The organism is Streptomyces sp. ITFR-21, from assembly GCF_031844685.1.
Classification (GTDB): Bacteria; Actinomycetota; Actinomycetes; order Streptomycetales; family Streptomycetaceae; genus Actinacidiphila.
In genome coordinates this window covers 385,563-409,828 of the sequence record NZ_CP134605.1, presented here as the reverse complement: position 1 = coordinate 409,828, position 24,266 = coordinate 385,563, and the positions used below count along the sequence as shown (strand labels likewise).

Sequence of the window (24,266 nt, the reverse complement as noted above, 5' to 3'; positions counted from 1 at the left end):
GTGCACATGTGCGGCCTGGCCGGCGAGATCAGATTCGACGGCACACCACCGGACCTGGCCGCCGTCGAGCGGATGACCGACCGGATGGCGGCCCGCGGCCCCGACGGCCGCGGCCTGTGGTCACGGGGCCCGGTCGCCCTCGGCCACCGGCGGCTGAAGATCATCGACCTGTCCGAACGCGGCGCGCAGCCGATGACCGACGCGGAAGGCGGCCTCACCGTCGTCTTCAACGGCTGCCTGTACAACCACCGCGAGCTGCGCGCCGAACTGGAGAAGGCCGGGCAGCGCTTCCGCTCCGCCTCCGACACCGAGGTGCTGCTGCGCGCCTACCGGCACTGGGGCCCGGACTGCGTGACCCACTTCGCCGGCATGTTCGCCTTCGTGATCGTGGAACACGACTCCGGCCGGGTGGTGCTCGGCCGGGACCGGCTCGGCATCAAGCCCCTCTACACCGCGCGGCGCCCCGGCCGGCTGCGGTTCGCCTCCACCCTGCCCGCGCTGCTGGCCGGCGGCGACGTGGACACCGGCCTGGACCCGGTGGCGCTGCACCACTACCTCAGCTTCCACTCCGTCGTCCCGGCCCCCCGGACCATCCTGGCGGGGGTACGGAAACTGCCGCCCGCCACCGTCCGCGTCGTCGAGCCCGACGGCACCGAGCACGACCACCGCTACTGGAACCCCGCCTACGCCCGGCAGGACGCCTACGCGGGCATGGACGCCGGCGACTGGCGGGACGCGGTGCTCGACGCGCTGCGCACCGCCGTACGCCGCCGCACCGTCGCCGACGTCCCCGTGGGCGTACTGCTGTCCGGCGGGCTCGACTCCAGCCTCATCGTGGCGCTGCTCGCCGAGACCGGCGCCCGCGGACTGGCCACCTTCAGCATCGGCTTCGACAGCGAGGGCGGCGAGGCGGGCGACGAGTTCACCTGGTCCGACCTGGTGGCCCGCCGCTACGGCACCGACCACCACCGCATCGTGGTGCCCTCCGCGGAACTGCCCGACGCGCTGGACTCCGCCGTGGCGGCGATGAGCGAACCCATGGTCAGCCACGACGCGGTCGCCTTCCACCTGCTGAGCCGGGAGGTCGCCCGCCATGTGAAGGTGGTGCAGAGCGGCCAGGGGGCCGACGAGGTCTTCGCCGGATACGACTGGTACCCGCCGATGGCCGGCATCCCGCGGCAGGACGCGGCGGCCACCTACGGCAAGGTCTTCACCGACCGCCCGCACGGCGAACTCGGCCGGATGATCACCCCCGGCCTGCTGACCGGCGACGACGTCTCCGGCGACTTCGTCCGCGCGCACCTGGCCCGCCCCGGCGCCGACACCGCCCTCGACGCGGTGCTCAGACTGGACAGCGAGATCATGCTCGTCGACGACCCCGTCAAACGGGTCGACAACATGACCATGGCCTGGGGACTGGAGGCGCGGGTGCCGTTCCTCGACCACGAACTGGTCGAACTGGCCGCCGCCTGTCCGCCGGAGCTGAAGCTTGCCGGCGGCGGCAAGGGCGTGCTCAAGGCCGCAGGCCGTACCCTTCTTCCGGTGGAGATCACCGACCGCGCCAAGGGCTACTTCCCGGTGCCGGCCATCCGGCACATGGCCGGCCCCGTACTCGAACGCGTCCAGGAGGCGCTCGCGGCCCCCGCCGCCCGGGCCCGCGGCATCTTCCGCGACGACTACCTGCGCGAGCTGCTGGCCGCGCCCGAGAAACACCGCACGACACTGGGCGCCAACGCCCTGTGGCAGGCGGCCCTGCTGGAGATCTGGCTGCAGACCCACGGAGTGGAATGAGTACCGCCTCCCGCCGTGCGGCGGCGCTGCCGCACGGCGTCACCGACCCCGTGGAGCACGACTGCCGCCAGGCGGCCGCCGACCCCACCGGCCGCTCGGCCGCCTTCGTCTGCGACCGCGACGGCACCCCGCGCCTGTGGGTCGCCGCCCCGGACGAGCCCCGGCCGAGGCTGCTCGACCCCGGCCCCGACCCGGTGGCCGCGGTCAGCTGGTCGCCCGACGGGCGCTGGATCGCCTACACCGCGGCCCCCGGCGGCGGCGAGCACACCGTGGTCCGCTGCGTGCGCCCCGACGGAACCGGCCGCCACGACGTGGCCGGCGCCGGCAGCCTCGCCGCCGCCCACTTCGGCTGCTGGACCCGCGACGGCGCCGCCCTCGCCGTCACCGAGGCCGTCGCCGCCGACACCCTGCCGACACCGCCGGGCCCGGCGGACCTGCCGGCCGGGGCACCGCCGGCCGGCGCCGGGCAGCAGGCCCCGGTCGTACGCCAGGGGGTCCTGGTGGCGTCCCTGGTCGACCCCGACGGGCGGCGCCCGCCCCGGCGGGTCGCGGTCGAGTCGGGGTCGGCCACCCTGCGGGTCTGCGACATCAGCGCCGACGGGCGGCGGATCCTGCTGCGGCGCGGGCCGCGGGGCCACCGGGAGGCCGTCGTACTGGACGCCGCCGACGGCCGGGAGACCTGTCTGCTGCCCGTCGCCGACGGCGACCCGTGGATCGGCCGCTTCTCACCCGACGGCCGGATCCTGTGGCTGCGCAGTGACGAGGACCGCGAGTACGCGGCGCTGCTCGCGGTGGAGCTGCTGCCGGACGGCGGCCAGGGGGAGATCCGTTCGGTCACCGCCCGAAAGGACGCCGACCTGGAGCTCTTCGCCGCCGACGGCCCGGGGGAGCGGGCCGCGCTCGCCTGGAACCACCGGGGCCGCAGCGTGCTGCAGACCGCCGTCCTCGGCGCCGACGGCACCCTGTCCGCGGTGCGCGACCTGCCGCTGCCGCACGAGGTCGTCACCCGGGCCGACGCCGACGCGCGGGGCGGCTGGCTGCTGTCGCTGTCGGGCTCGGTGCGCCGGCCCGGGGTGTGGACCGCCTCCGCCGCGGGCGAGACCGCCCGTACCGCGTGGACCGCGCCGGCCCCCGCCGCCCACCGCTCCGCGACCCCCGTACTGCTGGAGCTCCGGGCACGCGACGGCATCCCGCTGAGCGGCTGGTTCCACCCGGCCCCCGAGCGGCACGGCGCGGGTCCGTGCGTGGTGCACCTGCACGGCGGCCCCGAGAGCCAGGAACGGCCCGTCCTCGAACCCCTCTACCAGGCACTGCTCGCCCGTGGGATCAGCGTCTTCGCCCCCGACGTACGCGGCTCGTCCGGCCACGGCCGGGCGTTCACGGCGGCCGACCGCGGCGCCGGCCGGATCTCCGCCGTCGACGACGTCGCCGACTGCGCCGCCCACCTGGTCGACACGGGGCTGGCCGACCCCGGCCGGCTGAGCGTGATGGGCCGCTCCTACGGCGGCTACCTGGTGATGGCGGCCCTGGTCCGGCACCCGGACCTGTTCCGCGCCGGGGTGGCGGTCAGCGGCATGTCCGACTTCGCCACCTTCTTCGCGGGCACCGAACCGTGGATCGCGGAGTCGGCTGCCGTCAAGTACGGACACCCCGTGCACGACCACGACCTGCTCGCGCTGCTGTCGCCGATGACGTACGTCGACGCGCTGCGCACCCCGGTGCTGGCCGTGCACGGCGCCCTGGACACCAACGTGCCGCCCGGCGAGTCCGAGCAGTTCGTCCGGGCCGCCCGCCGGCGCGGGGTGCCCGCCGAACTGCTGCTCTTCCCCGACGAGGGCCACGAACTGGCCCGGCGGGCCAACCGAGAGCGGTTCTACGCCGCGGCCGGCGACTGGCTCACCCGCTGGGCCCGCTGACGGGCCCCGCTCAGTCCTGGACCGGGACGGTCGCGGTCTCGAAGAAGAAGTCGTCGATACCGCGGACGGCCTCCAGGAAGTCGTCCAGATTCACCGGCTTGGTGACGTACGCGTTGGCGTGCTGGTTGTACGCGGCCGAGATGTCGTCGGGAGTGGAGGAGGTGGTGAGCACCACCACCGGGATCGTGCTCAGCCCGGGGTCGTCCTTGAGCACGGCCAGCAGCTCGCGGCCGTTCATCCGGGGCATGTTCAGATCCAGCACGATCAGGTCGGGCCGCGCGGTGTCCGGCGACCGGAGGTGCTCCAGGGCGGCCACCCCGTCGTTGGCCCGCTCGATCGAGCGGGTGGCCACCCCGCGGTCGCTGAGCGCCTCCTCGATCAGCAGGGCGTCGGCCGGGTCGTCCTCGACCAGCAGGACACGGTATGTGCGGGCGGGGAGAAGAGCGTTCACTGAGGCACTCCTGCGTATCCGGGCGGGAACGGGACGGGACGGCGGCCGCGCGGTGAAGACCAGCCCCGGCCAGCGCCGGCGGGCGCCCTGGCGGGTGATCCCCCAGGCGCGGCCGAGGTCGGGATAGGTGGCGCCCTGCCGGGCGGCGGCCCTGGCCTCCTGCGCGGCACGGCTGTCCACTGCCTTGAGGATGTACGACAGCACCCGCAGCCGTACCAGCGGGCCGTCCATTCCGTCGGGGCCGGTGCTTCCGGCGTACCGGGCGGGGAAAGCCTCCGCGGCGAGCCGGCGGGCGAGGTCCTCGACGGCCCGCTCGGCCAGCGCGGTCAGTACGCCGTGGTCGAGCTGCGGGGTGGACTGCTCAGCTGGCACGCCCTCACCATACGAGTCGGCCGACAGAGGTGACAACCAATGTTGTCCCACTGGGTAGCATTGCGCGACCGCGGTCAGTCGCGCGGCACCGTGGTTCCGCTGCCGTGCAGCGGGTGGGACATCGAGGAGTCGCAGTGACGGGTGTGATACCGACCGACGAGGCGGGGTACTCCCGTGCCCGCCCCACCCCGGCCGAACCGGGCGCCCGCCCCGTCGGCTGGACGACCCGCCGGTGGCTCACGGTGGGCTCGTGCGCGGCCCTGGCGGTGCTGGCCGCGCTCACGGTCACCGGCGCCTGGGTGTTCGCCCGCTCCACCGAGATCTCCAACCGGCTGGTCGACGGGAGCACCCCCGCCCTGGTGGCCTCGGTACAGCTGGAGAAGTCGCTGACCGACCAGGAGACCGGCGTCCGCGGCTACGGACTGACCGGGCAGCGGGCGTTCCTGGAACCGTACACCTCCGGCCTGGTCCTCCAGCGGACCAGCACCGCGCGGCTGCGGACCCTGCTGGCCCACGACGACCGGAGCCTGGCGGACCTCCAGAGCCTGCTGGACCGCGCGCGGACCTGGCAGGAGTGGTTCGCCCGGCCGGTGGCGGCGGCGCCCCCCGGCGGGCCGATCGCGCTGGCCACCGAGCGCGCGGACGAGGGCAAGCGGCGGTTCGACGCCGTCCGCGCCGCCTCCACCCACCTCCAGCAGACCCTGCAGAACGGCAGGGACCAGGCCAGAGCCAACCTTCAGGGCGCCAGGGACCTGCGCAACTGGATCTTCTCCATGATCGCCCTGCTGATCGTCGCCATGACCGGCCTGGTCTTCGCGGGCCTGCGCCGGGGCGTGACGCTGCCGCTCGGCCGGCTCTCCGGCGACGTCCGACGGGTGGCCGAGGGCCACTTCGGCCACCGGGTCGCCGCGGTCGGCCCGGCGGACCTGCGCAGCCTGGCGCTGGACGTGGAGTCCATGCGCGAACGCCTGGTCGCCGAACTCACCTTCAGCGACGCCGCCCGCGCCCGGCTCGACGAGCAGGCCGCCGAGCTGCGCCGCTCCAACGCCGAGCTGGAGCAGTTCGCCTACGTGGCCTCGCACGACCTCCAGGAGCCGCTGCGCAAGGTGGCCAGCTTCTGCCAGCTGCTCCAGCGCCGCTACGGCGACCAGCTCGACGACCGGGCCACGCAGTACATCGACTACGCCGTCGACGGCGCCAACCGGATGCAGACCCTGATCAACGACCTGCTGGCCTTCTCCCGGGTCGGCCGGCTGCACTCCGACACCGCGACGGTCGATCTCGAGCAGCTGTTCACCCGGACCCTGGACGCGCTGAGCCTGACCGTGGAGGAGGCCGGCGCCGAGGTCACCCACGACCCGCTGCCGGTCGTCACCGGCGACGCCACCCAGCTGGGCATGCTGCTGCAGAACCTCGTCTCCAACGCTGTCAAGTTCCGCTCGCCGGACCGCTCCGCCCGCGTGCACCTGTCCGTCGAGCGGCAGGACGGGCTGTGGTCGTTCGCCGTCGCCGACAACGGCATCGGCATCGCCCCGGAGTTCGCCGAGAAGGTGTTCGTGATCTTCCAGCGGCTGCACACCCGCGACGCCTACCCCGGCAACGGCATCGGTCTGGCGCTGTGCAAGAAGATCGTCGAGTTCCACGGCGGCAGCATCGCCATCGACCTCGACCACCGCCCCGGCACCCGCTTCGTCTTCACCCTCGCCGGACCCGTCGCCGAGCAGGTCGCCGACGAGCCGCGGGCGGTGTCCCGGTGAGCGACAGCGACACCGCCGAGACCCCGGCGCTCACCGCGGTCAGCTACCGGATCCTGCTGATCGAGGACGACCCCGGCGACGCGCTGCTCGTCGAGGAGTACCTGGCCGACAGCTCGCTCAACGTCGACCTGCAGTGGGCCCAGACGCTGGCCGACGGCATGGCCGGCGTCGGCCGCCGCGCCCCCGACTGCGTGCTGCTGGACCTGCACCTGCCCGACGCCTCCGGCACCGGCGCCGTCGCCCGGATCCAGAGCGCCTGCCCGGCGGCGGCGGTCATCGTCCTCACCGGCCTGGCCGACGCCGGCGCCGGGGTCGAGGCGGTCGCCGCCGGCGCCCAGGACTACCTGGTCAAGGGCACGGTCACCGGCGAACTGCTGGACCGGGCGGTGCGGTACGCGGTCCACCGCAAGCACGCCGAGCGCACGGCCGCCGAACTGCGCGCCAACCAGCACCGGGCGCAGGAGAACAGCCGGCTGGAACGCAGCCTGCTGCCGGTCCCCATGCTCAGCGCCACCGCCGGGGTGACCCCGACCTCCTGCTACCTGCCCGGCCGTGAGGGCGCGCTGCTGGCCGGCGACTTCCTCGACGTGGTGGAGACCGCGGACGGCACCGTGCACGCGGTCATCGGCGACGTCAGCGGGCACGGACCGGACGAGGCGGGCATCGGGGTGTGCCTGCGTATCGCCTGGCGGACCCTGATCCTCGGCGGCCATCGCGGCAGCGGGCTGCTCGCCCTGATGGAGCAGATCCTCGTCGCCGAGCGGACGTACTCGGCGATGTTCGCCACCGTGGCGACGCTCTCGCTCGCCCCGGCCGGCCGGCTGGACATCACCCGGGCCGGCCACGACACGCCCCTGATCGTCGAGGGCCGCACGGCCCGGCCGCTGCCGGCCCCCGCCGGTGTCGCGCTCGGCCTGATCCCCGGCGGCTCGGCGTGGCACACCGCCCACCTGGAACTGCCGCCCGCCGCGACGCTGCTGCTCTACACCGACGGCCTGACCGAGGGCCATGTCGGACCGGGCCGGGAGCGGCTGGGCACCGAGGGCCTGATCTCGGTCATCGCCGCCGCCCCCGACCCGGCCGGCCAGGCCCTCATCGACCACCTGACGACCGTCACCCGGGAACTCGACGCCGGCCGGCACCTGGACGACGTGGCGATCCTGCTGCTCACCCGTGACATCTGAATTCCGCGTACCGTCATTCCCGGCCACTCCGGCGGTGGTGCGGTGACGAATTCGTTGCTGCCCGTGACGGTGAATTCGTACGAGGGCGGGGTCCGGTGAATAGTGAATACCGCGCGGCCCATGAGGTGGCGGCGATCCAGGCGCAGGATGTGACGGGCGGTGTAACTGATTCCACTGGTGCGGGACCGGCGTCCCCGCTGTTCTCAGGGGTTTCCGTCATATTCCGCGGACATTCACCGGACGCCGCCCCTCAGACGTCCAGGCCGCTCTCGACGCGCTTGAGGACATGCCGGGCCAGCGCGAGGTTCGCGCGGCTGCGGTCCAGTGCCAGATACAGGAAGAGCGAGCTCCGGCCGCTGGTCACCGGGCGGATCAGGTGGTACTGGGTGCCCAGGGTGATCAGGATGTCCTCGATCGTGTCGTTGATCCCCAGCAGCGACAGCGCCCGCATCTTGGCGCGCACCACCTCGGTGTTGCCGGCCGCGGCGATCTCCAGGTCCAGTTCCCTCCCGCCGCCGAGTGTGCCGAGGGCCATGCCGCTCTCGTAGTCCGCGAGCGCCACCCCGATCGCGCCCTCGACGGTCATCGCTTCTTTGAGCGCGGTTTCAATGTTCATGGTGCTTCCCCGGCTGGCTCTGGACTGTCTGACGGATACAGAGAACATCATCTTCGTTCACTGTTGTGCGAGTTGCGAATTAACGTACTCTGCCTGATGTCGGAAAGTGAAGGGGTGCCTGTGCACGCGCTGGAGTCGGTCCTGGCCCAAGTCCTCTCCACCCCGGGCGTCCTGGGCGCGGCCGTGGTGGACGCGGTGACCGGTCTGACCTACGCCGAGGCGGGGGACTGCGGTCCCGCAGGTTCCGGTACGGAAGTCCGCGACCTGGCGGAACTGGTCAGCGACCGGCTGCACGAAGCGGGAGCCTGGGGGGAGTTGGAGAACGTGGTGGTCACCGGCCGCCGGATCCAGCACATCGTCCAGGTGCTGCCGCGCCGGGGCGACGCGGTGCTGCTGTCCGCCGTACTCGACCGCGCGGACACCAACCTCGCGCTGGCCTCTCGGCAGCTGTCGGAGCACGCGAGGGGCCTGGTGGTATGACCTCCGCCCCCGCGCGGCGCGAACCGCGCAACGTCCCCGCGCTGCTGGCCAGACTGCGGCCGGAACGGTTCACCGGCGCCGTCGCGGTCTCCGGCGGCCCCGGCGGCACCCTCCATCTGCGGGACGGGCTGGTCGGCGCGGTCCAGACGCCGGCGGCGCCGACCGCCGAGTCCGTACTGCTCAGGTCCGGCCGGATCGCCGAGGGCGACTGGACCACCGCACGCGCCGCGCGGCCCGACGCCGGCCCGCTGGCTGACACACTGGTCGCCGGCGGGTTCATCGGCGCCGCTGAACTGGAGCTGGTCTGCACGGCGGCGGTCTTCGACGGGGCGTTCGCCATGGCGCTCAACCCCGTGGACGGCTTCGAGGTGCTGGCCGGGCATCCGGCGCCCGAGCTCACCGCGGCCCCCGGCGTGGAGCCGGCCCGCCTCACCGAGGAGACCGCGCGCCGGCTGGCGGCGCTGCGCGACCGCGGGATGCGGGCGGGCGACGTCGTCGGGGCGCCGGTCAGGCTCGTCGTCGGGGCGCGCCCGCAGATCCTGGACGCCCGGCGGCACGCCCTGCTGCTCGGCGTCGACGGCCGGCGCACCCCGCGCGATCTGGCCTTCGCGCTCGGCCGGGGCGTCTTCCCGGTGCTGCTCGACCTGGTCCGGCTGCACACGGTCCGGCTGACCGAGAGCGGGGCGCCGCCCGAACGGACGGCGCCCCCGGTCTCGGTGCGGGCCAGGCCGCGGCCCGCTGCAACCGATCAGGCCACGGTGGGGCCGCTGCCCCGCCGCCGGCCACCGCGGCACAGCGGGCCCGCCGACCGGTCCCGGCCACAGAACGACTGAACGTCATCACCGGCAATCCCGAGGAGAACGCACCATGACCGTCCCGGCGTCGTACGAGGCATTGGTTTCGGTATTGAAGTCGCTGCGCGAACGGGTCATGGGCATCAACGAGACCGTGATCGCCACCGCGGACGGGCTGCTGGTGGCGGCCGACACCGCCACCGCCCAGCCGGAGTCGGTGTCCGCGCTGGCCGCGGCCGGCCTGGGCATCGGCCGGCGGACAGCCGCGGAGGTGGGCCTCGGCGGGCTCCGCGACGTGGTCACCCGCTGCGCCGGCGGCTACGTCGTCGTCCTCGCCGTCGGCGACAACGCGCTGCTGGTCATCCTGGCCGACGAGGGACTCGACCTCGCCGGCCTGTACCGCTCGTCCCCGGTGGCCGTCGAACACCTCGCCACCCTGCTGGCCTCCTGACCGTACCGCTCGGACCCGGCACACCGGCCGGAACCGGCCGGTACCGCTCAGCACCGGCCCGCGCGGTCAGCCGCGCTGGCGGACCGGAAGCCGCCACCCCGCGCGGGGGAAGTGGCACGTGTACCCGGACGGGTAGCGCTCCAGGTAGTCCTGGTGCTCCGGCTCGGCCTCCCAGAAGGGGCCGGCCGGCTCGACCTCGGTGACGACCTTGCCCGGCCACAGGCCGGAGGCGTCAACGTCGGCGATGGTGTCCTCGGCGACCTGCTTCTGCTCGTCGTCCAGATAGTAGATCGCCGAGCGGTAGCTGAGGCCGATGTCGTTGCCCTGGCGGTTCTTCGTGCTCGGGTCGTGGATCTGGAAGAAGTACTCCAGCAGCGACCGGTAGTCGGTCTGCTCCGGGTCGAAGACGATCTCGACGGCCTCGGCGTGCGTGCCGTGGCGCTGGTAGGTGGCGTTGGGCACGTCACCCCCGGTGTAGCCGACCCGGGTGGCCACGACTCCCGGCTGCCGGCGGATCAGGTCCTGCATCCCCCAGAAGCATCCGCCCGCGAGCACGGCCTTCTGCGTCTGCGCGACCATCTCGTTCCTCCCAGTCCTCGTCGTTCCCAGTCTGTATCAGCGGCAACAGGATCCGGCACCCCGGTATTCCGGTTTTCGGCCACGCCGACCCCGTCGCGGCCGGGCCGGTGCCCACCGCGACCCGCCCCCCTCGGACGCCCTCACCGCCCGCGGCACTCCCGCCACCACCCCCGCCCGGCCCAGCAGCGGGTGCCGGTTCCGTCGGCGCGTGCTCCAGTGTGAAGGGAAATCCGGGGGACATACGAGCCACAGCCGGCTCCGTACGACCGGCGGGAAGCAGGCATCGATGATGGCACGTGCACGCGGTTCAGGACTGATCGGCGAGCTGTCGGCGGAGTTCGCCGGCACGATGATCCTGATCCTCTTCGGTACCGGCGTGGTGGCCCAGGTGGCCGCCGGCGGTGGTCTGACCGTTCCCCCGGGAGGGCTGGGCAACCACGACAGCATCGCCTGGGCATGGGGTCTCGGCGTCACGCTCGGCGTCTATCTCGCGGCGCGGCTGAGCGGCGCGCACCTCAACCCGGCGGTGACCGTCACGCTGGCGGCCTTCAGGGGCTTCCCGTGGTGGAAGGTCGCGCCCTACGCGCTGGCCCAGACCGTCGGCGCCTTCGTGGCGGCCCTGCTGGTGCGGTGGAACTACACCGAGGTGCTGGCGAAGTTCGACCCAGGCCACACCGTCAAGACGCAGACCGTGTTTTCCACGCTCCCCGGCAACGGCTCGACCACCGCGGGCGTCCACGAATGGGGCGCGTTCCGCGACCAGGTGATCGGCACCGCGATCCTGCTGATCCTGATCCTGGCCATCACCGACGTACTGAGCACCCCGCCGGGCGCCAACCTCGGCCCGCTCATCATCGGCCTGGTCGTCGTCGCCATCGGTATGGCCTGGGGCACCGACGCCGGCTACGCGATCAACCCGGCCCGTGACTTCGGCCCCCGGCTGGCGAGCTACATCACCGGCTACCGGTCGGCCTGGCGGGACCAGTGGGGCAACATCTACTTCTGGGTGCCGATCGTCGGCCCGCTGGTGGGCGGACTGCTCGGCGGCGTGTTCTACAAGGTCTTCATCGGACGCTTCCTGCCCGAGGCGCCGCCGGAGCCTGCCGGGCGGGCGCCCGCCTCCGAGCCCACGGCCTGACCGCGACCCCACACCCACGAGAGGCGGCACCTGATGGCGGACTTCGTCGGCGCGGTGGACCAGGGGACCACCAGCAGCCGTTTCATGATCTTCGACCACGACGGCAACGAGGTGGCGAAGCACCAGCTCGAACACACCCAGTACCTGCCGCGCCCCGGCTGGGTCGAGCACGACCCGGTGGAGATCTGGGAGCGCACCAACGTCGCGATCCAGAACGCGGTGCGCACGGCCGGCATCACGGCCACGGACCTGGCGGCGATCGGCATCACCAACCAGCGCGAGACCACCGTCGTCTGGGACCCGCGCACCGGCCGCCCGTACGGCAACGCGATCGTCTGGCAGGACACCCGTACCGACTCCATCGCCAAGGCGCTGGAGCGGGACGGCCACGGCGACCTGATCCGCCGCCGGGCGGGCCTGCCGCCGGCCACCTACTTCTCCGGCGGCAAGATCAAGTGGATTTTGGAGAACGTCGACGGGGTCCGCGAGGCGGCGGACAAGGGGCACGCCATCTTCGGCACCACCGACTCCTGGGTGCTGTGGAACCTCACCGGCGGCCCCAACGGCGGCATCCACGCCACCGACGTCACCAACGCCAGCCGCACCATGCTGATGGACCTGGAGACGCTGGACTGGGACGACGAACTGCTCGGGATCTTCGGCATCCCGCGCTCGATGCTGCCGAAGATCAACCCCTCCTCGCACGCCGAGGCGTTCGGCGCCACCCGCACCTCCCGGCCGCTGAACGCCCCGGTGCCCATCACCGGCGTGCTCGGCGACCAGCAGGCGGCGACCGTCGGGCAGGTCTGCTTCGCACCCGGCGAGGCCAAGAACACCTACGGCACCGGCAACTTCCTGCTGCTCAACACCGGTACCGAGGCGGTGCGCTCCGAGCACGGGCTGATCACCACCGTGGCCTACAAGTTCGGCGACGCGCCGGCCGTCTACGCGCTGGAGGGCTCGATCGCCGTCACCGGCTCCGCGGTGCAGTGGCTGCGCGACCAGCTGCACATCATCAGCGACGCGGCGGAGAGCGAGCGGCTGGCCGGTACGGTCGAGGGCAGCGACGGCATCTACTTCGTGCCGGCCTTCTCCGGCCTGTTCGCCCCGTACTGGCGCTCCGACGCCCGCGGCGCGATCGTCGGCCTGGCCCGCTTCCACACCAACGGCCACCTGGCCAGAGCCACCCTGGAGTCCATGTGCTACCAGAGCCGCGACGTGGTCGAGGCGATGGAGCAGGACTCCGGCGTGCACCTGGACGTCCTCAAGGTGGACGGCGGCGTCACCGCCAACGAGCTGTGCATGCAGACGCAGGCGGACATCCTCGGCGTCCCGGTCAGCCGGCCGGTCGTCGCCGAGACCACCGCGCTGGGCGCCGCGTACGCGGCCGGCCTCGCGGTCGGCTTCTGGCGGGACACCGACGAGCTGCGCGAGCACTGGCACGAGTCGCGCCGCTGGGAGCCGGGCTGGTCCGAGGAGCAGCGGGCGGCCGGCTACACCGGCTGGAAGAAGGCGGTCGACCGGACCCTGGACTGGGTCGACGTCGAGTAGGCCCGGCACGCCGGGCGGCGGGAGCAGCCCGGCGGCGGAACGGGCACGGCGTACGGGGACGTACACCACCGGGCGGTCGACTTCGGTCGGCCGCCCGGTGGCGTACGTCCCCTCGCGTCGCCCCCTCGGACACCGGGCAGGCCGGCGGGCCGGGCACCGGCCGTCGCGGGGCGGCGTCCCGGGACGGCGGGGCGTACGCCGGGCGCTAACCGGGCGGCCGGGGATTGTGCGTGACCCGTCCGGCCGATAGCGTAGAGCAGGTTGTGAGTGCCGGTGGCAAGCCCCTGAGCGGCGGCTTCCGGCACGCGATGGGCCCGGGGCGGGCCCCGGACGCGGTTGTCGAAGGGGAGGGTGAGGACATGCGCGCGGTGCGCCAGCGCTGCCTCCGGCACCCCGCCGGCACCTTCCAGTCCCGGGTGACCCGGCGCCATGTCGACCTGCTGCGCGTGAACAGCGCGCTGTGTCCCGGCATAGCCGCACCGGTCCGCTGACCGGCTGAGCCCCTCACGGGCGCGCCTGCCTCCTCGTACCCCCCCCCCCCGTCCTTCCGCACCCCGTGCGGCGGCGGTCCCGACGCGCACCGCCCGCCCGCCTCTCCAAGGCCGCGGCGCGGTGCCCTCCTTGCCCACACCCGCCGCGTACCGCCGCGCACCCACCCGATGAGACGGGAAGCACCGATGAAGCAGCAGGAGACGAGCCCGGTACCGGCCGCCCCCCAGGGGCAGCCGCCGCCGGAGGGCGCGCCGCCGCCGCTCGACCACCAGGCGACCGACGAGGCGCTGCTGGCCGCCCGGCTGGTGCCGCTGCGCCGCCCCGGCCGCTGGGCGTCCGCGGCGGTCCTGCTGGTGCTGTTCGCGATGTTCGTCAACACCCTGGTCACCAACCCCCGCTTCCAGTGGGGCACGGTCGGGGACTACTTCCTGCGCGGCTCGATCATCCACGGCCTGGAGCTCACCCTCTGGCTCACCGGCGCGGTCATGGCCACCGGCTACCTGCTGGGCATCGGCATCGCCGCGATGCGCCTGTCCGGCAACCACATCCTGCGCGGCCTGAGCTTCGGCTACGTCTGGCTGGTGCGCTCGGTCCCGCCGCTGGTCCAACTGCTCTTCTGGTACGAACTGGCGTCCCTCTACCCGCAGGTGTCGCTCGGCATCCCGTTCGGCCACGAGTTCGTGACCGTCAAGACCGCGCACCTCTTCAGCGGCATCCTCGCCGCCTACGTCGGGCTCAGCCTGGACGTGGCCGCCTTCTCCGCCGAGATCGTGCGCGGCGGACTGCTGTCCGTCGACCGCGGCCAGACCGAGGCCGCCCAGGCACTCGGCCTCGGCGGCGGCCGTATCTTCCGCCGGATCGTGCTGCCGCAGGCGATGCCCGCCGTCATCCCGGCCTCCGGCAACCTGCTGATCGGCATGCTCAAGGCGACCTCGATCGTCAGCGTCATCGCCGTCCAGGACCTGCTGTACTCGACCCAGCTGATCTACAACGAGAACTTCCTGATCATGCCGCTGCTGATGGTCGCCACGCTCTGGTACGTCATCCTCACCACCCTGCTGTCGGTCGGACAGTATTACGTCGAGCGGTACTACGGCCGCGGCGGCGACCGCACCGGCCGCGGCCTGTGGCAGGTGGCTCGGGCCAACCTCCCGCTGTTCGGCACCGCGGACACCAAGCACCTGGCGGGACTGTCATGACCGACGACGGACGCCCGCTGGTGCGGGTGCGCGGCCTGCGCAAGAGCTTCGGCACCCACCTCGTCCTGGACGGCGTGGATTTGGACGTGCGCGAGAGCGAGGTGACGGTCCTGCTCGGCCCCTCCGGCTCCGGCAAGTCCACCCTGCTGCGCTGCGTCAACCACCTGGAGAAGCCCGACGCCGGCTTCGTGGAGATCGGCGGCGAGATCGTCGGCTACCGCCACGACGGCGGCAGACTGCACGAGCTGCGGCCCCGGGCCATCACCCGGCAGCGGGCCCGGATCGGCATGGTCTTCCAGCAGTTCAACCTCTTCCCGCACCTGACGGTGCTGGAGAACCTCACCGAGGCGCCGGTCGCGGTACGCGGCGTCACCCGCAAGCAGGCCGCGGCCAGGGCCCGCGAACTGCTCGCCCGGGTCGGGCTCGACGGCCGGCAGGACTCCTACCCCCGGCAGCTGTCCGGCGGCCAGCAGCAGCGCGTCGCCATCGCCCGCGCGCTCGCGATGGAGCCCCGGCTGCTGCTCTTCGACGAGCCCACCAGCGCCCTGGACCCCGAACTCGTCGGCGACGTGCTCGCGGTGATGCGGGACCTCGCGCTCAGCGGCATGACGATGATCGTCGTCACCCATGAGATCGCCTTCGCCCGCGAGGTCGCCGACACCGTGGTCTTCCTCGACGGCGGCCGGATCGTCGAGTCCGGCACACCCGCCGCCGTCCTGGACAACCCCCGGCACGAACGGGCCCGCGCTTTCCTGGCCGCGGTCCTCTGACCCCCGGCTCCGCTCCCGTTCCCCGTTCCCGTACGCCGTCCCGCCACCTCACCCCATCCGAAAGGCTGCCCGTGAGCACTCCAGGACGTCCCGCCCGCCGTCTCCCGCGCCTGGCCGCCGTGGCGGCCGCCCTCACCTGCCTGCTGCTGGCCGCCGCCTGCGGCGGTTCGGGCTCGTCGTCCGACGGCGGCAAGGAGACGACCGCCGCCGGCGGTACGCCCGCCGCGACCTCCACCGCCATCCCGACCCAGGACGTGGTCTCCTCGATCGCGGCCGACCCGGCGCTCAAGGCGGAGCTGCCCGCGGCGATCCGGGACCGCGGCACCATCACCGCGGGCGTCGTCCGCTCGCCCGGCACCTCGGGCCTGCCGCACGCCGGCCAGACCGCCGACGGCACGACCGTCGGCCTGGACGTCGACCTGCGCGAGGCCGTCGCCAAGGTGCTGGGCGTGACGTGGAAGCAGGAGTACGGGACCTTCGCCAGCATCATCCCCGGGGTGCAGAACGGCAAGTACGACGTGGGTCAGGCCAACTTCGGCGTCACCGCGGCCCGGCTGAAGGTGGTGGACTTCGCCAGCTACCTCGTCGACGGCCAGTCCTTCCTCGGCGCGAAGGACCTCCCGCTGGACTCCGTCACCAAGCTCACCGACCTGTGCGGGCTGACCGTCGCCACCACCCCGGGGACGACCTTCCAGCAGATCCTCACCGATGCCGCCAAGCAGTGCCCGGCGGCCGGCAGGAAGCCCTACACCGTGCAGTACTTCAACGACACCGCCCCCATCATCCTCGGCCTGGGCAACGGAAAGGTGGACGTCTACTTCGGCCCGACGCTGGGCCTGAAGTACGACGCGGCGCACATCGCCGGCACGAAGTTCCTCGGCCAGATCAGCTCCACCACCGTCGGCTTCGCCACCGCGAAGGGCTCCCCGATCGCGAAGGCGCTCGCCGACGCCGTCAACAAGCTGATCGCCTCCGGCGACTACGCCAGGATCTTCGCCAAGTGGGGTGTCACCGGCACCGGCGTCACCACCTCCCAGGTGAACCCGGCCGCCGCCTTCTGAGCCCGTACGCCCGGTCCCGTACGCCCGGTCCCGCCCGCACGATCCGGTCCGACCGCCGAGGACCGCCGCCCGCCCCGCCGACAGCGGGAGCGGGCGGGCGTCCACGGCGGCATCCCGTCGGCACTTGCCTCCGGCACAATCCGGTGCCGGGTTACCGGCAGCTCGCCGCCCCGGGCCTGATGACCATGGACAGGGCCGACGGGCTCATCTACAAAAGAAGGTGCGGCAGGTCATCAGCGGCACCAGGTTCCCCTAGGGTCCGGCCGCAAGGGGTGTGATGCTGTGGAGAACCTGTCCGTCGGCGCGCTCGCACAACTGATGCGGGAATGCCTGCCGCACACCCGGAGCCTTCCGGCGGCCGGCGACGACCTGCTCGACTCCTCCTTCCGCGAACTCGGCTTCGACTCGCTGGCGATGGTCCAGTTCGCCGAGGCCCTCCAGAACCGACTGCGCGTCCCGATCCCCGATCCCGACCTGGACCGCATCGCCACCCCGCGCGACGTACTCGACTACGTTCACGCGCACCCGGCCGGGTACCGGGAAACCGGCCGGTGACCGGCACGGAGGAGACCCTCGCCGAACTGACCGCCCTGCTGGCCGACGGCCGGCAAAACATGCGCGCCGAACTGGCCGGCCACTTCGCCGGCCCGCACTTCGACGACACCGGCGGCGAACCCGGCCCGCCGGCCGCCGTCACCGCGCGCGCCTACGCCCGGCTCGCCGAGCTGAACCGCTACGTTCACCCGGCCCGCGACCTGCTCGCCGACGTCCACCGGCTGACCGCGCTGCACGAATGGGCGGCGATCACCGACGGCACCCTGTTCGCGGTGATGGCCTCGCACTACAACCTGGTCCTGGCCGGCCTGCTGCGGCACGCCGCCCGCCGCCCCGACCTCGGACCGCTCGCCACGGAACTGGAGGAACTGCGCGCCGTAGGCGTCTTCATGGCCAGCGAACTCGGCTACGGCAACAACCTCGTCGCCCTGGAGACCGAGGCCCGCTACGACCCGGCGGCCCGCGAGTTCGTCCTGCACACCCCCCGCCCCCGGGCGCGCAAGTTCATGCCGAACACCAGCCTGAACGGCGTCCCCAAGCTCGCCGTCGTCCTCGCCAGGACCTTCGTCGACGACCGCGAGTGCGGCGTCCTGCCCTTCCTGGTCCGGCTGACCGACGGAACGCGGGCCGCCCCCGGGGTGCGGATCGTGCCGCTGCCGGGCAAGCCGGTGCTCGCCCTGGACAACGCGGTCACCTCCTTCGACCGGGTACGGGTCGGCCTGGACGCCCTGCTCGCCGACGAACACGGAGAACTGGCCGCCACCGGCACCCTCGGCGGCCTGCTCCGGGACAAGATCGCCCGCTTCCTCGGCTCCATCGAGAACATCGAGGGCAGCAAGATCTGCCTCACCGCCGGTTCGCTGGCGATGTCCCGGGCGGGCCTGGCCATCGCCGTCCGGTACGCGGGACAGCGCCGCACCTTCGCACCCGGCCGCGGCCAGGTCGTCCTCGCCGACTACCGCACCCACCACACGGCGCTCACCGAGTGCCTGGCCGCCACGTACGCCCTGTCGTTCCTCTTCAACGACACCGCGAACACGCTGGCCCGGCAGCGGGAGAACGGCGAGCCGCTGGACGAGGCCACCGTCCGGCAGATCGCCATCTGCAAGGCGCTGACCTCCTGGAACACCCGGTGGGTGCTGGAGGTGTGCCGCGAACGCTGCGGCGCCCAGGGGCTGTTCTCGATGAACCGGATCATGGACTACCTGGTCGTCAACCACGGCGTGGTCACCGCCGAGGGCGACAACGAGGTCATCATGATCAAGGCCGGCCGGCAGCTGCTGGACGAGCCGCACGCCGTACCCGCCGGGACGGACCCCCGCACCGGCCCGGACGGCCCCGGCGCCGCCGGTTCGCCGCCGGCCGACACCGGCCGCTGGTGGCTGTGGCTGCTCGGGCAGCGGGCGGCCGGGCTGCGGCAGGACGTCCTGCAGGGTTTGCGGGCCGGGGAACGCGCCCGCGACTCGGTGTTCGGCACCTGGAACAGCCAGGTGGAACAGGTCCGGCAGCTCGCCGAGACCTGCGGCCGGCGGTCGGCCGCCGCGGCGCTGTTCGCCGCCGCCGAGCGGGCCGTCGCACCGGCCGTCGGCGCCCTGCTGGAGGATCTCGCCGAGGTCTACACCCTGCGCTGCGTCGAGGAGGACTTCAGCTGGTTCGCCGGCCACGGGCTGCTCGGCCCCGAGGAAGCCGCCGACCTGGAGGCCCGCCGCGGCAGGCTGCACAGCGACCTCGCCGCCCAGCTCCCGCTGCTCACCCGCGCCTTCGCGATCCCCGACGCCGTCCTGCGCAGCCCGCTCGCCTCGGACGACTACCTGGAGGCGTACGAGGAGTGGCTCGCCGCCGCGGCCGCCGCCGCTCCCTTAGGCGAGGGTGCCCGGTGAGCGCCGCGCCCGACACCCTTCCGGCGGCGCTGGACGAGGCGGCCCGGCGGCACGGCGGCAGACGGCTGGTCTTCCCCGAGACCGGGCAGAGCCGCACCGTCGCCGGACTCGCCCACGACTCCGCCCTGTTCGCCGACGTCCTGCACACCCGGGAGGTCGGCCGGGACGAAGTGGTGGGCCTGCTCGCCGAGCCGGGCCCCGCGTTCTTCGCCGCGTTCTTCGGGGTGCTGCGGCACGGCGCCGCCGTCACCGCCATGCCCGCGCTGACCGGGCTCGGCAGCCAGCGGGCCCAGGCCGAACGGCTCGCCCCGCTGGTCGACACCATTAGGATGCGCCACCTGGTCGTCGGCCCCCAACTGGCCGCCTGCGCCGAGCACCTGCGGCTGCTGCGCCCCGACCTGCGGCTGATACCGATGGACGAGACCGGGACCGTCCCCCGTACCGGCGCCTGCGACCCGCGGGCGCTGGCCATCGTCCAGTTCACCTCCGGCAGCACCAGCGCGCCCCGCGGGGTCACCCTCACCCACACCGCCGCCGTGCACGGGGTGGAGGCACTCGCCCGCGCCTGCCGGGTCACCAGGGCCGACGTCTGGGTCAACTGGCTGCCGCACTACCACGACTTCGGGCTGGTCACCGATCTCGTCCAGCTCTTCCACGGCGGCGACCTGCACATCCTCAGCCCACTCACCCTGATCCGCCGCCCGCGGGCCTTCCTGGAGTACGTCGCCGACAGCGGCGGCACCTGCCTGGCCGGCCCGGACTTCTGCTACCAGCGGATGGCCGAGGCCGCCGACATGGACTGGGTCCGCGGCCTGGACCTGTCCCGGCTGCGGCTGTGCCTCAACGGCGCCGAACCGGTGCTGCCCGAGACGCTGGAACGCTTCGCCCGCGCCGTCGAGGCGGCCGGCGCCCCGCCCGACGTCCTGTGCCCCGGCTACGGCCTGGCCGAGGCGACCCTGGTCGCGGCCCTGTCCGTACCCGGCACACCGCCGGTCGTCGAGTACGTCCACCGGGACCTGCTCGCGGCCGGCCGGGTCGTCCGCGTACCGGCGGACGACCCGGCCGCCAAGGCGCTGGTGTCGGCGGGCCGCCCGGTCGACAGCGTACGGACCCGGGTCGTCGGCGCCGGCGGCAAGCCCTGTCCCGAGGGCACCCTCGGCGAGATCCAGCTCCGGGGCCGCTCGCTGACCACCGCCTACCTGCACGACGAGGCGGCGACCGCCGCCTCCTTCGACGGACCCTGGCTGCGCACCGGAGACCTGGGCTTCCTCCTGGACGGCCACCTCTTCATCGCCGGCCGTTCCAAGGAGATGATCATCGTCCGGGGCGTCAACTACTTCCCCGAGGACGCCGAGGCCGCCGCCCGCGGCGTGCCCGGCGTCCACCGCGAGCGGTGCGTGGCCTTCGCCGTGAACCCCATGGAACCCGACGAACACCTGATGCTCGTCGCCGAGTCCGAGGCCGCCGACCCCGCGGAACACGACCGGCTCGCCCGGGAGATCGCCGGCCGTGTCTCGCTGCACCTGGGCCTGGCCGCCGTACGGGTCAGGATCGTGCCGCCGCACTGGCTGCCCAGGACCACCAGCGGCAAATGGCGCCGCGGCGCCGCCCGCAGCCGGCTGCTCACCGGCCCGGCCCCGGCCTGGGAGCGGTGAGCCGGCCGTGGTCCGCACCGTGACCGAGCGGGTCAGAAGCAACCCGACGCAGTTCGGCGAGGTGGAGATCCACCCCCGTACCCTGCTGTCCCAGGCGGTCGACGGCTGGACGGCCTGGCTGGAGGAGCATCTGCGGCCCGTCCCGGAACTGATGGGCCGGCACGGCGTCGGCTTCCCCCTGGCCACCGCCGAGATCGACTTCCCGCGCCCGCACACCTTCCTGGCCGCCACCTCCTTCACCCGCGAGACGGCCGTCGTCTTCCGCCGCCCCCGCGATGTCACGGTCACCTGTGACACGGTCTTCCGCGCCGGGTCCGGCCGCGCCGGGTCCGACCGCGCCGGGTCCGGCCGCGCCGGGTCCGGCCGGGGCGGGGACGGTGCCGGGCGCGGCGTCGGCGTTGGGGACGGGGACGGGGACGGCGGGGTCTTCGCGCGGGTGCGGCTGACCGCGACCGTCTCCCGCTTCGCCCCCGGCACCCTGGTCGGCGCGGCGCTCGGCCCCCTTCCGGCGGAACTGCTCGCGCTGCTCGGCCCCGACGAGCGGGGCGCCGACCGCCGCCACTCCACGGTCGCCGACCGCGTCGCCCGGCTGGAAGCCGCCGCCGAGCGCCTCGCGCCCGACCACCACCGGACCGTCACCGCCCACCGGCACCTGTGCGAACCGGGTGACCAGTGGACCTTCGTCCCCGTCCCCGACCTGCTCGCCGAATCCCGCGAGGCGCTGCTGCTCGCCGCGGAGGCCACCGACCCGCAGCTGCTCGGCACCCTCGCGCTCGGCCACCGCGAGCTGGCCTTCGACCTCCACCAGCCGCTCGGCCTGCTGGAGACCGCCCGCGTCACCACCACCGCGTACCGGGACGCGGACGGCCCCGCCTTCGTGCACCGCGTCACCTCCGCCCGCGGCGAGCCGCACGCCCTCGCCGTGGAGACGCTGCGGGGCGCGGGGACGCCGCGGGCCCCCCGTACGGCGCGGGCCGCGCAGAACCCGGAAGGACGGCGGGACGTGCGGAGTCCGGAGAACCTGGAGACCGTCACACCGGGAGGACCGCGATGGTGATCGTCTGCGCCGGCTCTCTGCTGCGCTACGTGCACTACCAGCGCCGGCTCCAGTACCCGGCCGGCACCGTCCGCGAGGCCCTCACCGCCCTCACCGACCAGCACCCCGTCCTGGCGCCGCTGCTGCTGACCCCCGACGGCGGCCTGCGCGCCTCGCACCGCCTCATCCTGCGCGACACCCTCCTCGGCCCGGCCGAACTCGACACCCCGGTGGGCCCCGACGACCGGCTGGAGATCCTCACCTCCATCTCCGGCGGCTGACGGACGCCCGGAGCCGGCGCGTGTGCGCGGCCCGGACAGGGGCACGCGGACGGCATGGCCGTTCTCAGAAGACTCGCCCGCCCCCTGCTCGCGTCGGTGTTCATCAGCGGCGGCTACACGACGCTGCGCCACCCCGACGCCGTCGCGCCCGCCGCGGAGCCGGTCGCGCTGCCCCTCGCCGAGCGGATCAAGGCGCTGCCCCGGGACCCGCGGCAGCTGGTCCGGATCAACAGCGCCGTCCAGCTCGGCGCCGGAACGCTGCTCGCCCTCGGCCGGTTCCCGCGGGCCGCCTCGCTCACGCTGGCCGCCACCCTGGTGCCGACCACGCTCGCCGGCCATCCCTACTGGACAATCGAGGACCCCGGGGAACGCGCCCGGCAGCGCGTCCACTTCCTCAGGAACCTGTCCGTGCTGGGCGGCCTGCTGCTCGCCGCCGCCGACACCCACGGCAAGCCCTCACTGGTTTACCGCGCGCGGCGCGGCACCCGCCACGCGACCGACACCACGGCAGAACACGTGCACGCCGCGGTCGACGGCCTGCACGCCACCGCGGCCGGCGTCACCGGCGGCCTGCACTCGGCCGCCGCCGACGTCTCCGACGGCCTGCACACCGCCGCCGCCACCGTGCGGGACCGTCTCCCGCTCGGCTGAGGCGCCGGCCGCGGGATCGGCTCGCCGACCCCGGCGAAGGGTGTCTGCCGGACGCGGTCCCGCGAGTGCCGGGGGCCCCTCCAAGAGGGGCCCCCGGCGGTGCGCCGGCGGGCGCGAAAGGGCTGCCAAGTCAGCGGCGCCCGTCGCCCGGCGGGCCGACGGGCCGACAGGACCTTGTACCGGTGCGGCACGACCGCCGAGTTGGACCGGTGTAGATCAGTGCGTCCGGTACCCAGGCCGCACCGAGGTAGCTGACGGTGAGCAGGTCCCAGATTCTCCGGTCCGTACGGCCCGTTCACCGTCATGCCCGTGCTGTAGCACCTGATCTCCACTTTCGTGCCCAGGCTCAGGGCGCCCAGGTAGGCGTAGCCGGGGCCCGGTCCGTTGTATACGTTGGCCGGGTTGTCACCGATGACCTGTCCGAGCGCTGTCGAGCAGTGCGGTACGGCGGGGGAGTGGGAGCCGGTGTGGACCAGCGCGTCCGGTACGAAGGTGCCGGTCTCCACACCGGAGCCGGAGCCTCCCGACACCAGGTCCCAGACGTTCTCCGACCCGTACGGGCCGGAGACGGTGTCACCGGTCAGGTAACAGGAGATGGTGATGCCGGTGTTGGTGAAGGTGATGGAGCCGGCAGCACTGGACAGGTGGGGAGCCAGGGACTCGGTCGTGTAGTCCGCCAGGGTGTGCGCGCCGGCGTCGGCGCTGGCAGCCGCCGCGTTCAGGACGCCGACGCCGAGCACTCCGCTGATGAGCAGGCCGACGGCGGGCAGCACTCGTACGAGGCGGCCCCGTGTTCGGGTCCGCGCGGCTGGACGGTCATGGGTCGTTGCCCCCTTGGGCGAGGTGGGCGGCTGTCTCCCGAACCGCCTCGTCGGCGGGTTCGGATGCGGTGCGGTGCGTGTCGGGGGCGGACCCCCGCCCGGGGGCCGTGCCGTGGACCCGCGGCGGCGCGGTGCCCGTGACCGCCCTTGCGGGCGGCCGAGACACCGTGCGGGTACCTTCGCAGGGGCGCGGCCCGCCGCCCGGTCGCGCCGTTCCACCGTGCCCTTTTGCCGTGCAACGGCCATTGCGGTCCGGTTCTCCCTCTGCCAAGTCCTGTCGGCGGGATTTCCGCGGCGCCGCGGGCCCCGGTACGCGCCTGCGCCGCGTTCCCGCCGCTCGACGGCACACCGGGGTCGGCTCCTTCCTCCGCCCCGCACCCGCACGCGCCGGACCCCGCTCCGCCACCGCGCGGACGTCCCGGCGACAGACCCCGGGTCGGCACCCTGGACCCCGTTCGGTCTGCCCGATGTGTCCGGTAACGGTCTCGTCGCCGCTGCGGAATCCGTCCAGGCTGGAGTGAGTCCGCGAAGGATGGACGGGCGGCGCTCATCCGGCGGGCGGACATGGCGCGAACGGCCTCGGCCGGGCCGGCGGTCATCGGCTGGACACCGTGGCAGGTGCAGGCGGGCTGGTTGCTGCGGGCCCACCGGCTGTGCCACACCGACCCGGCGCTGCGGCGGCTGGCCGGCTTCGCCCGCGCCTACCGCGGGGACCGGCGCCACGCGACCGGATTCTCCCCCAGCCCCGAGAGCTAGTGGCGTGCCGTCTTCCACCGGCACAGCCG

At 73.6% G+C, this 24,266-nt stretch carries 24 protein-coding genes; 21 read left to right on the top strand and 3 right to left on the bottom strand.

Going from position 1 to position 24,266, the window contains the following annotated elements; genetic code table 11:
* Nucleotides 1-6 precede the first annotated feature (6 nt).
* The gene (locus tag RLT57_RS01790; protein WP_311295587.1) at nt 7-1,791 is read left to right on the top strand and encodes an N-acetylglutaminylglutamine amidotransferase; all 1,785 of its coding nucleotides are present in this window, start codon (nt 7-9) and stop codon (nt 1,789-1,791) included.
* A complete protein-coding gene (locus RLT57_RS01785; RefSeq protein WP_311295586.1) occupies nt 1,788-3,707 on the top strand; it encodes a S9 family peptidase in 1,920 nt (639 codons plus the stop codon). Before RLT57_RS01790 ends, RLT57_RS01785 begins: the two co-directional genes overlap by 4 nt.
* Nucleotides 3,708-3,717: 10 nt before the next feature.
* Here the strand turns inward: RLT57_RS01785 and RLT57_RS01780 are convergent, their stop codons facing one another.
* Nucleotides 3,718-4,530 carry a response regulator gene (locus tag RLT57_RS01780; protein ID WP_311295585.1) on the bottom strand — a complete coding sequence of 271 codons (813 nt, stop codon included), beginning with the start codon at nt 4,528-4,530 and terminating at the stop codon, nt 3,718-3,720.
* Between the two features lie 134 nt (nt 4,531-4,664).
* On the opposite strand from RLT57_RS01780, the gene RLT57_RS01775 reads away from it, so the two are divergent.
* Nucleotides 4,665-6,287 carry a sensor histidine kinase gene (locus RLT57_RS01775; protein WP_399127846.1) on the top strand — a complete coding sequence of 541 codons (1,623 nt, stop codon included), beginning with the start codon at nt 4,665-4,667 and terminating at the stop codon, nt 6,285-6,287.
* A complete protein-coding gene (locus RLT57_RS01770; protein ID WP_311295584.1) occupies nt 6,284-7,471 on the top strand; it encodes a PP2C family protein-serine/threonine phosphatase in 1,188 nt (395 codons plus the stop codon). Before RLT57_RS01775 ends, RLT57_RS01770 begins: the two co-directional genes overlap by 4 nt.
* Nucleotides 7,472-7,721: 250 nt before the next feature.
* Here the strand turns inward: RLT57_RS01770 and RLT57_RS01765 are convergent, their stop codons facing one another.
* Nucleotides 7,722-8,087 (bottom strand): hypothetical protein, encoded by a 366-nt coding sequence (locus RLT57_RS01765; protein ID WP_311295583.1) that lies wholly within the window; start codon nt 8,085-8,087, stop codon nt 7,722-7,724.
* 114 nt (nt 8,088-8,201) lie between these two features.
* Here RLT57_RS01765 and RLT57_RS01760 point away from each other — a divergent pair, with 114 nt between their 5' ends.
* Genes RLT57_RS01760 through RLT57_RS01750 form a run of 3 tightly spaced genes read left to right on the top strand, consistent with a single transcriptional unit; the run spans nt 8,202 to nt 9,812 of the window.
* Entirely contained in the window at nt 8,202-8,567 is a 366-nt protein-coding gene (locus RLT57_RS01760) for a hypothetical protein (RefSeq protein ID WP_311295582.1), read from the top strand.
* Nucleotides 8,564-9,400 carry a hypothetical protein gene (locus RLT57_RS01755; protein ID WP_311295581.1) on the top strand — a complete coding sequence of 279 codons (837 nt, stop codon included), beginning with the start codon at nt 8,564-8,566 and terminating at the stop codon, nt 9,398-9,400. Before RLT57_RS01760 ends, RLT57_RS01755 begins: the two co-directional genes overlap by 4 nt.
* A 34-nt stretch (nt 9,401-9,434) precedes the next feature.
* Complete coding sequence (locus tag RLT57_RS01750) at nt 9,435-9,812, top strand: roadblock/LC7 domain-containing protein (protein ID WP_311295580.1); 378 nt, start codon at nt 9,435-9,437, stop codon at nt 9,810-9,812.
* 66 nt (nt 9,813-9,878) lie between these two features.
* Here RLT57_RS01750 and msrA read toward each other — a convergent pair whose 3' ends face one another.
* Nucleotides 9,879-10,391 carry a peptide-methionine (S)-S-oxide reductase MsrA gene (gene msrA / locus RLT57_RS01745; protein WP_311295579.1) on the bottom strand — a complete coding sequence of 171 codons (513 nt, stop codon included), beginning with the start codon at nt 10,389-10,391 and terminating at the stop codon, nt 9,879-9,881.
* A 286-nt stretch (nt 10,392-10,677) separates the two neighbouring features.
* Here msrA and RLT57_RS01740 point away from each other — a divergent pair, with 286 nt between their 5' ends.
* From RLT57_RS01740 to RLT57_RS01675, 14 genes are all read left to right on the top strand, one after another.
* On the top strand, nt 10,678-11,529 hold the full coding sequence (locus RLT57_RS01740; RefSeq protein WP_311295578.1) for an MIP/aquaporin family protein: 852 nt from the start codon (nt 10,678-10,680) through the stop codon (nt 11,527-11,529).
* 33 nt (nt 11,530-11,562) lie between these two features.
* A complete protein-coding gene (gene glpK / locus RLT57_RS01735) occupies nt 11,563-13,080 on the top strand; it encodes a glycerol kinase GlpK (RefSeq protein ID WP_311295577.1) in 1,518 nt (505 codons plus the stop codon).
* Between the two features lie 359 nt (nt 13,081-13,439).
* Entirely contained in the window at nt 13,440-13,571 is a 132-nt protein-coding gene (locus RLT57_RS01730) for a putative leader peptide (RefSeq protein ID WP_311295576.1), read from the top strand.
* A gap of 186 nt (nt 13,572-13,757) precedes the next feature.
* The gene (locus tag RLT57_RS01725; RefSeq protein WP_311295575.1) at nt 13,758-14,771 is read left to right on the top strand and encodes an amino acid ABC transporter permease; all 1,014 of its coding nucleotides are present in this window, start codon (nt 13,758-13,760) and stop codon (nt 14,769-14,771) included.
* A complete protein-coding gene (locus tag RLT57_RS01720; protein ID WP_399127841.1) occupies nt 14,768-15,541 on the top strand; it encodes an amino acid ABC transporter ATP-binding protein in 774 nt (257 codons plus the stop codon). Before RLT57_RS01725 ends, RLT57_RS01720 begins: the two co-directional genes overlap by 4 nt.
* Before the next feature lie 71 nt (nt 15,542-15,612).
* Nucleotides 15,613-16,602: an ABC transporter substrate-binding protein gene (locus RLT57_RS01715; protein WP_311295574.1), complete on the top strand. Its 990-nt coding sequence runs from the start codon at nt 15,613-15,615 to the stop codon at nt 16,600-16,602.
* A 282-nt stretch (nt 16,603-16,884) separates the two neighbouring features.
* Nucleotides 16,885-17,157, top strand: a complete 273-nt coding sequence (locus RLT57_RS01710; RefSeq protein WP_311295573.1) for an acyl carrier protein — start codon at nt 16,885-16,887, stop codon at nt 17,155-17,157.
* Nucleotides 17,154-19,037: an acyl-CoA dehydrogenase gene (locus RLT57_RS01705; RefSeq protein ID WP_311295572.1), complete on the top strand. Its 1,884-nt coding sequence runs from the start codon at nt 17,154-17,156 to the stop codon at nt 19,035-19,037. Before RLT57_RS01710 ends, RLT57_RS01705 begins: the two co-directional genes overlap by 4 nt.
* On the top strand, nt 19,034-20,692 hold the full coding sequence (locus RLT57_RS01700; RefSeq protein ID WP_311295571.1) for an AMP-binding protein: 1,659 nt from the start codon (nt 19,034-19,036) through the stop codon (nt 20,690-20,692). Before RLT57_RS01705 ends, RLT57_RS01700 begins: the two co-directional genes overlap by 4 nt.
* Before the next feature lie 7 nt (nt 20,693-20,699).
* The gene (locus RLT57_RS01695; protein WP_311295570.1) at nt 20,700-21,749 is read left to right on the top strand and encodes a hypothetical protein; all 1,050 of its coding nucleotides are present in this window, start codon (nt 20,700-20,702) and stop codon (nt 21,747-21,749) included.
* The gene (locus tag RLT57_RS01690) at nt 21,743-22,009 is read left to right on the top strand and encodes a MoaD/ThiS family protein (protein WP_311295569.1); all 267 of its coding nucleotides are present in this window, start codon (nt 21,743-21,745) and stop codon (nt 22,007-22,009) included. The genes RLT57_RS01695 and RLT57_RS01690 overlap by 7 nt, the downstream gene beginning before the upstream one ends.
* 54 nt (nt 22,010-22,063) lie before the next feature.
* The gene (locus tag RLT57_RS01685) at nt 22,064-22,660 is read left to right on the top strand and encodes a DoxX family protein (protein ID WP_311295568.1); all 597 of its coding nucleotides are present in this window, start codon (nt 22,064-22,066) and stop codon (nt 22,658-22,660) included.
* Nucleotides 22,661-23,071: 411 nt separating this feature from the next.
* Nucleotides 23,072-23,248 carry a hypothetical protein gene (locus RLT57_RS01680; protein WP_311295567.1) on the top strand — a complete coding sequence of 59 codons (177 nt, stop codon included), beginning with the start codon at nt 23,072-23,074 and terminating at the stop codon, nt 23,246-23,248.
* Between the two features lie 797 nt (nt 23,249-24,045).
* Nucleotides 24,046-24,237 carry a hypothetical protein gene (locus RLT57_RS01675; RefSeq protein WP_311295566.1) on the top strand — a complete coding sequence of 64 codons (192 nt, stop codon included), beginning with the start codon at nt 24,046-24,048 and terminating at the stop codon, nt 24,235-24,237.
* The last annotated feature ends 29 nt before the right edge of the window (nt 24,238-24,266 follow it).

Coding starts and splice junctions, on each gene's coding strand:
- RLT57_RS01790 (WP_311295587.1), top strand. CDS start 7: ATGTGCGGCCTGGCCGGCGAGATCAGATTCGACGGCACACCACCGGAC.
- RLT57_RS01785 (WP_311295586.1), top strand. CDS start 1,788: ATGAGTACCGCCTCCCGCCGTGCGGCGGCGCTGCCGCACGGCGTCACC.
- RLT57_RS01765 (WP_311295583.1), bottom strand. CDS start 8,087: ATGAACATTGAAACCGCGCTCAAAGAAGCGATGACCGTCGAGGGCGCG.
- RLT57_RS01755 (WP_311295581.1), top strand. CDS start 8,564: ATGACCTCCGCCCCCGCGCGGCGCGAACCGCGCAACGTCCCCGCGCTG.
- RLT57_RS01750 (WP_311295580.1), top strand. CDS start 9,435: ATGACCGTCCCGGCGTCGTACGAGGCATTGGTTTCGGTATTGAAGTCG.
- msrA (WP_311295579.1), bottom strand. CDS start 10,391: ATGGTCGCGCAGACGCAGAAGGCCGTGCTCGCGGGCGGATGCTTCTGG.
- RLT57_RS01740 (WP_311295578.1), top strand. CDS start 10,678: ATGATGGCACGTGCACGCGGTTCAGGACTGATCGGCGAGCTGTCGGCG.
- glpK (WP_311295577.1), top strand. CDS start 11,563: ATGGCGGACTTCGTCGGCGCGGTGGACCAGGGGACCACCAGCAGCCGT.
- RLT57_RS01730 (WP_311295576.1), top strand. CDS start 13,440: ATGCGCGCGGTGCGCCAGCGCTGCCTCCGGCACCCCGCCGGCACCTTC.
- RLT57_RS01725 (WP_311295575.1), top strand. CDS start 13,758: ATGAAGCAGCAGGAGACGAGCCCGGTACCGGCCGCCCCCCAGGGGCAG.
- RLT57_RS01720 (WP_399127841.1), top strand. CDS start 14,768: ATGACCGACGACGGACGCCCGCTGGTGCGGGTGCGCGGCCTGCGCAAG.
- RLT57_RS01690 (WP_311295569.1), top strand. CDS start 21,743: ATGGTGATCGTCTGCGCCGGCTCTCTGCTGCGCTACGTGCACTACCAG.
- RLT57_RS01685 (WP_311295568.1), top strand. CDS start 22,064: ATGGCCGTTCTCAGAAGACTCGCCCGCCCCCTGCTCGCGTCGGTGTTC.
- RLT57_RS01680 (WP_311295567.1), top strand. CDS start 23,072: ATGACCTGTCCGAGCGCTGTCGAGCAGTGCGGTACGGCGGGGGAGTGG.
- RLT57_RS01675 (WP_311295566.1), top strand. CDS start 24,046: ATGGCGCGAACGGCCTCGGCCGGGCCGGCGGTCATCGGCTGGACACCG.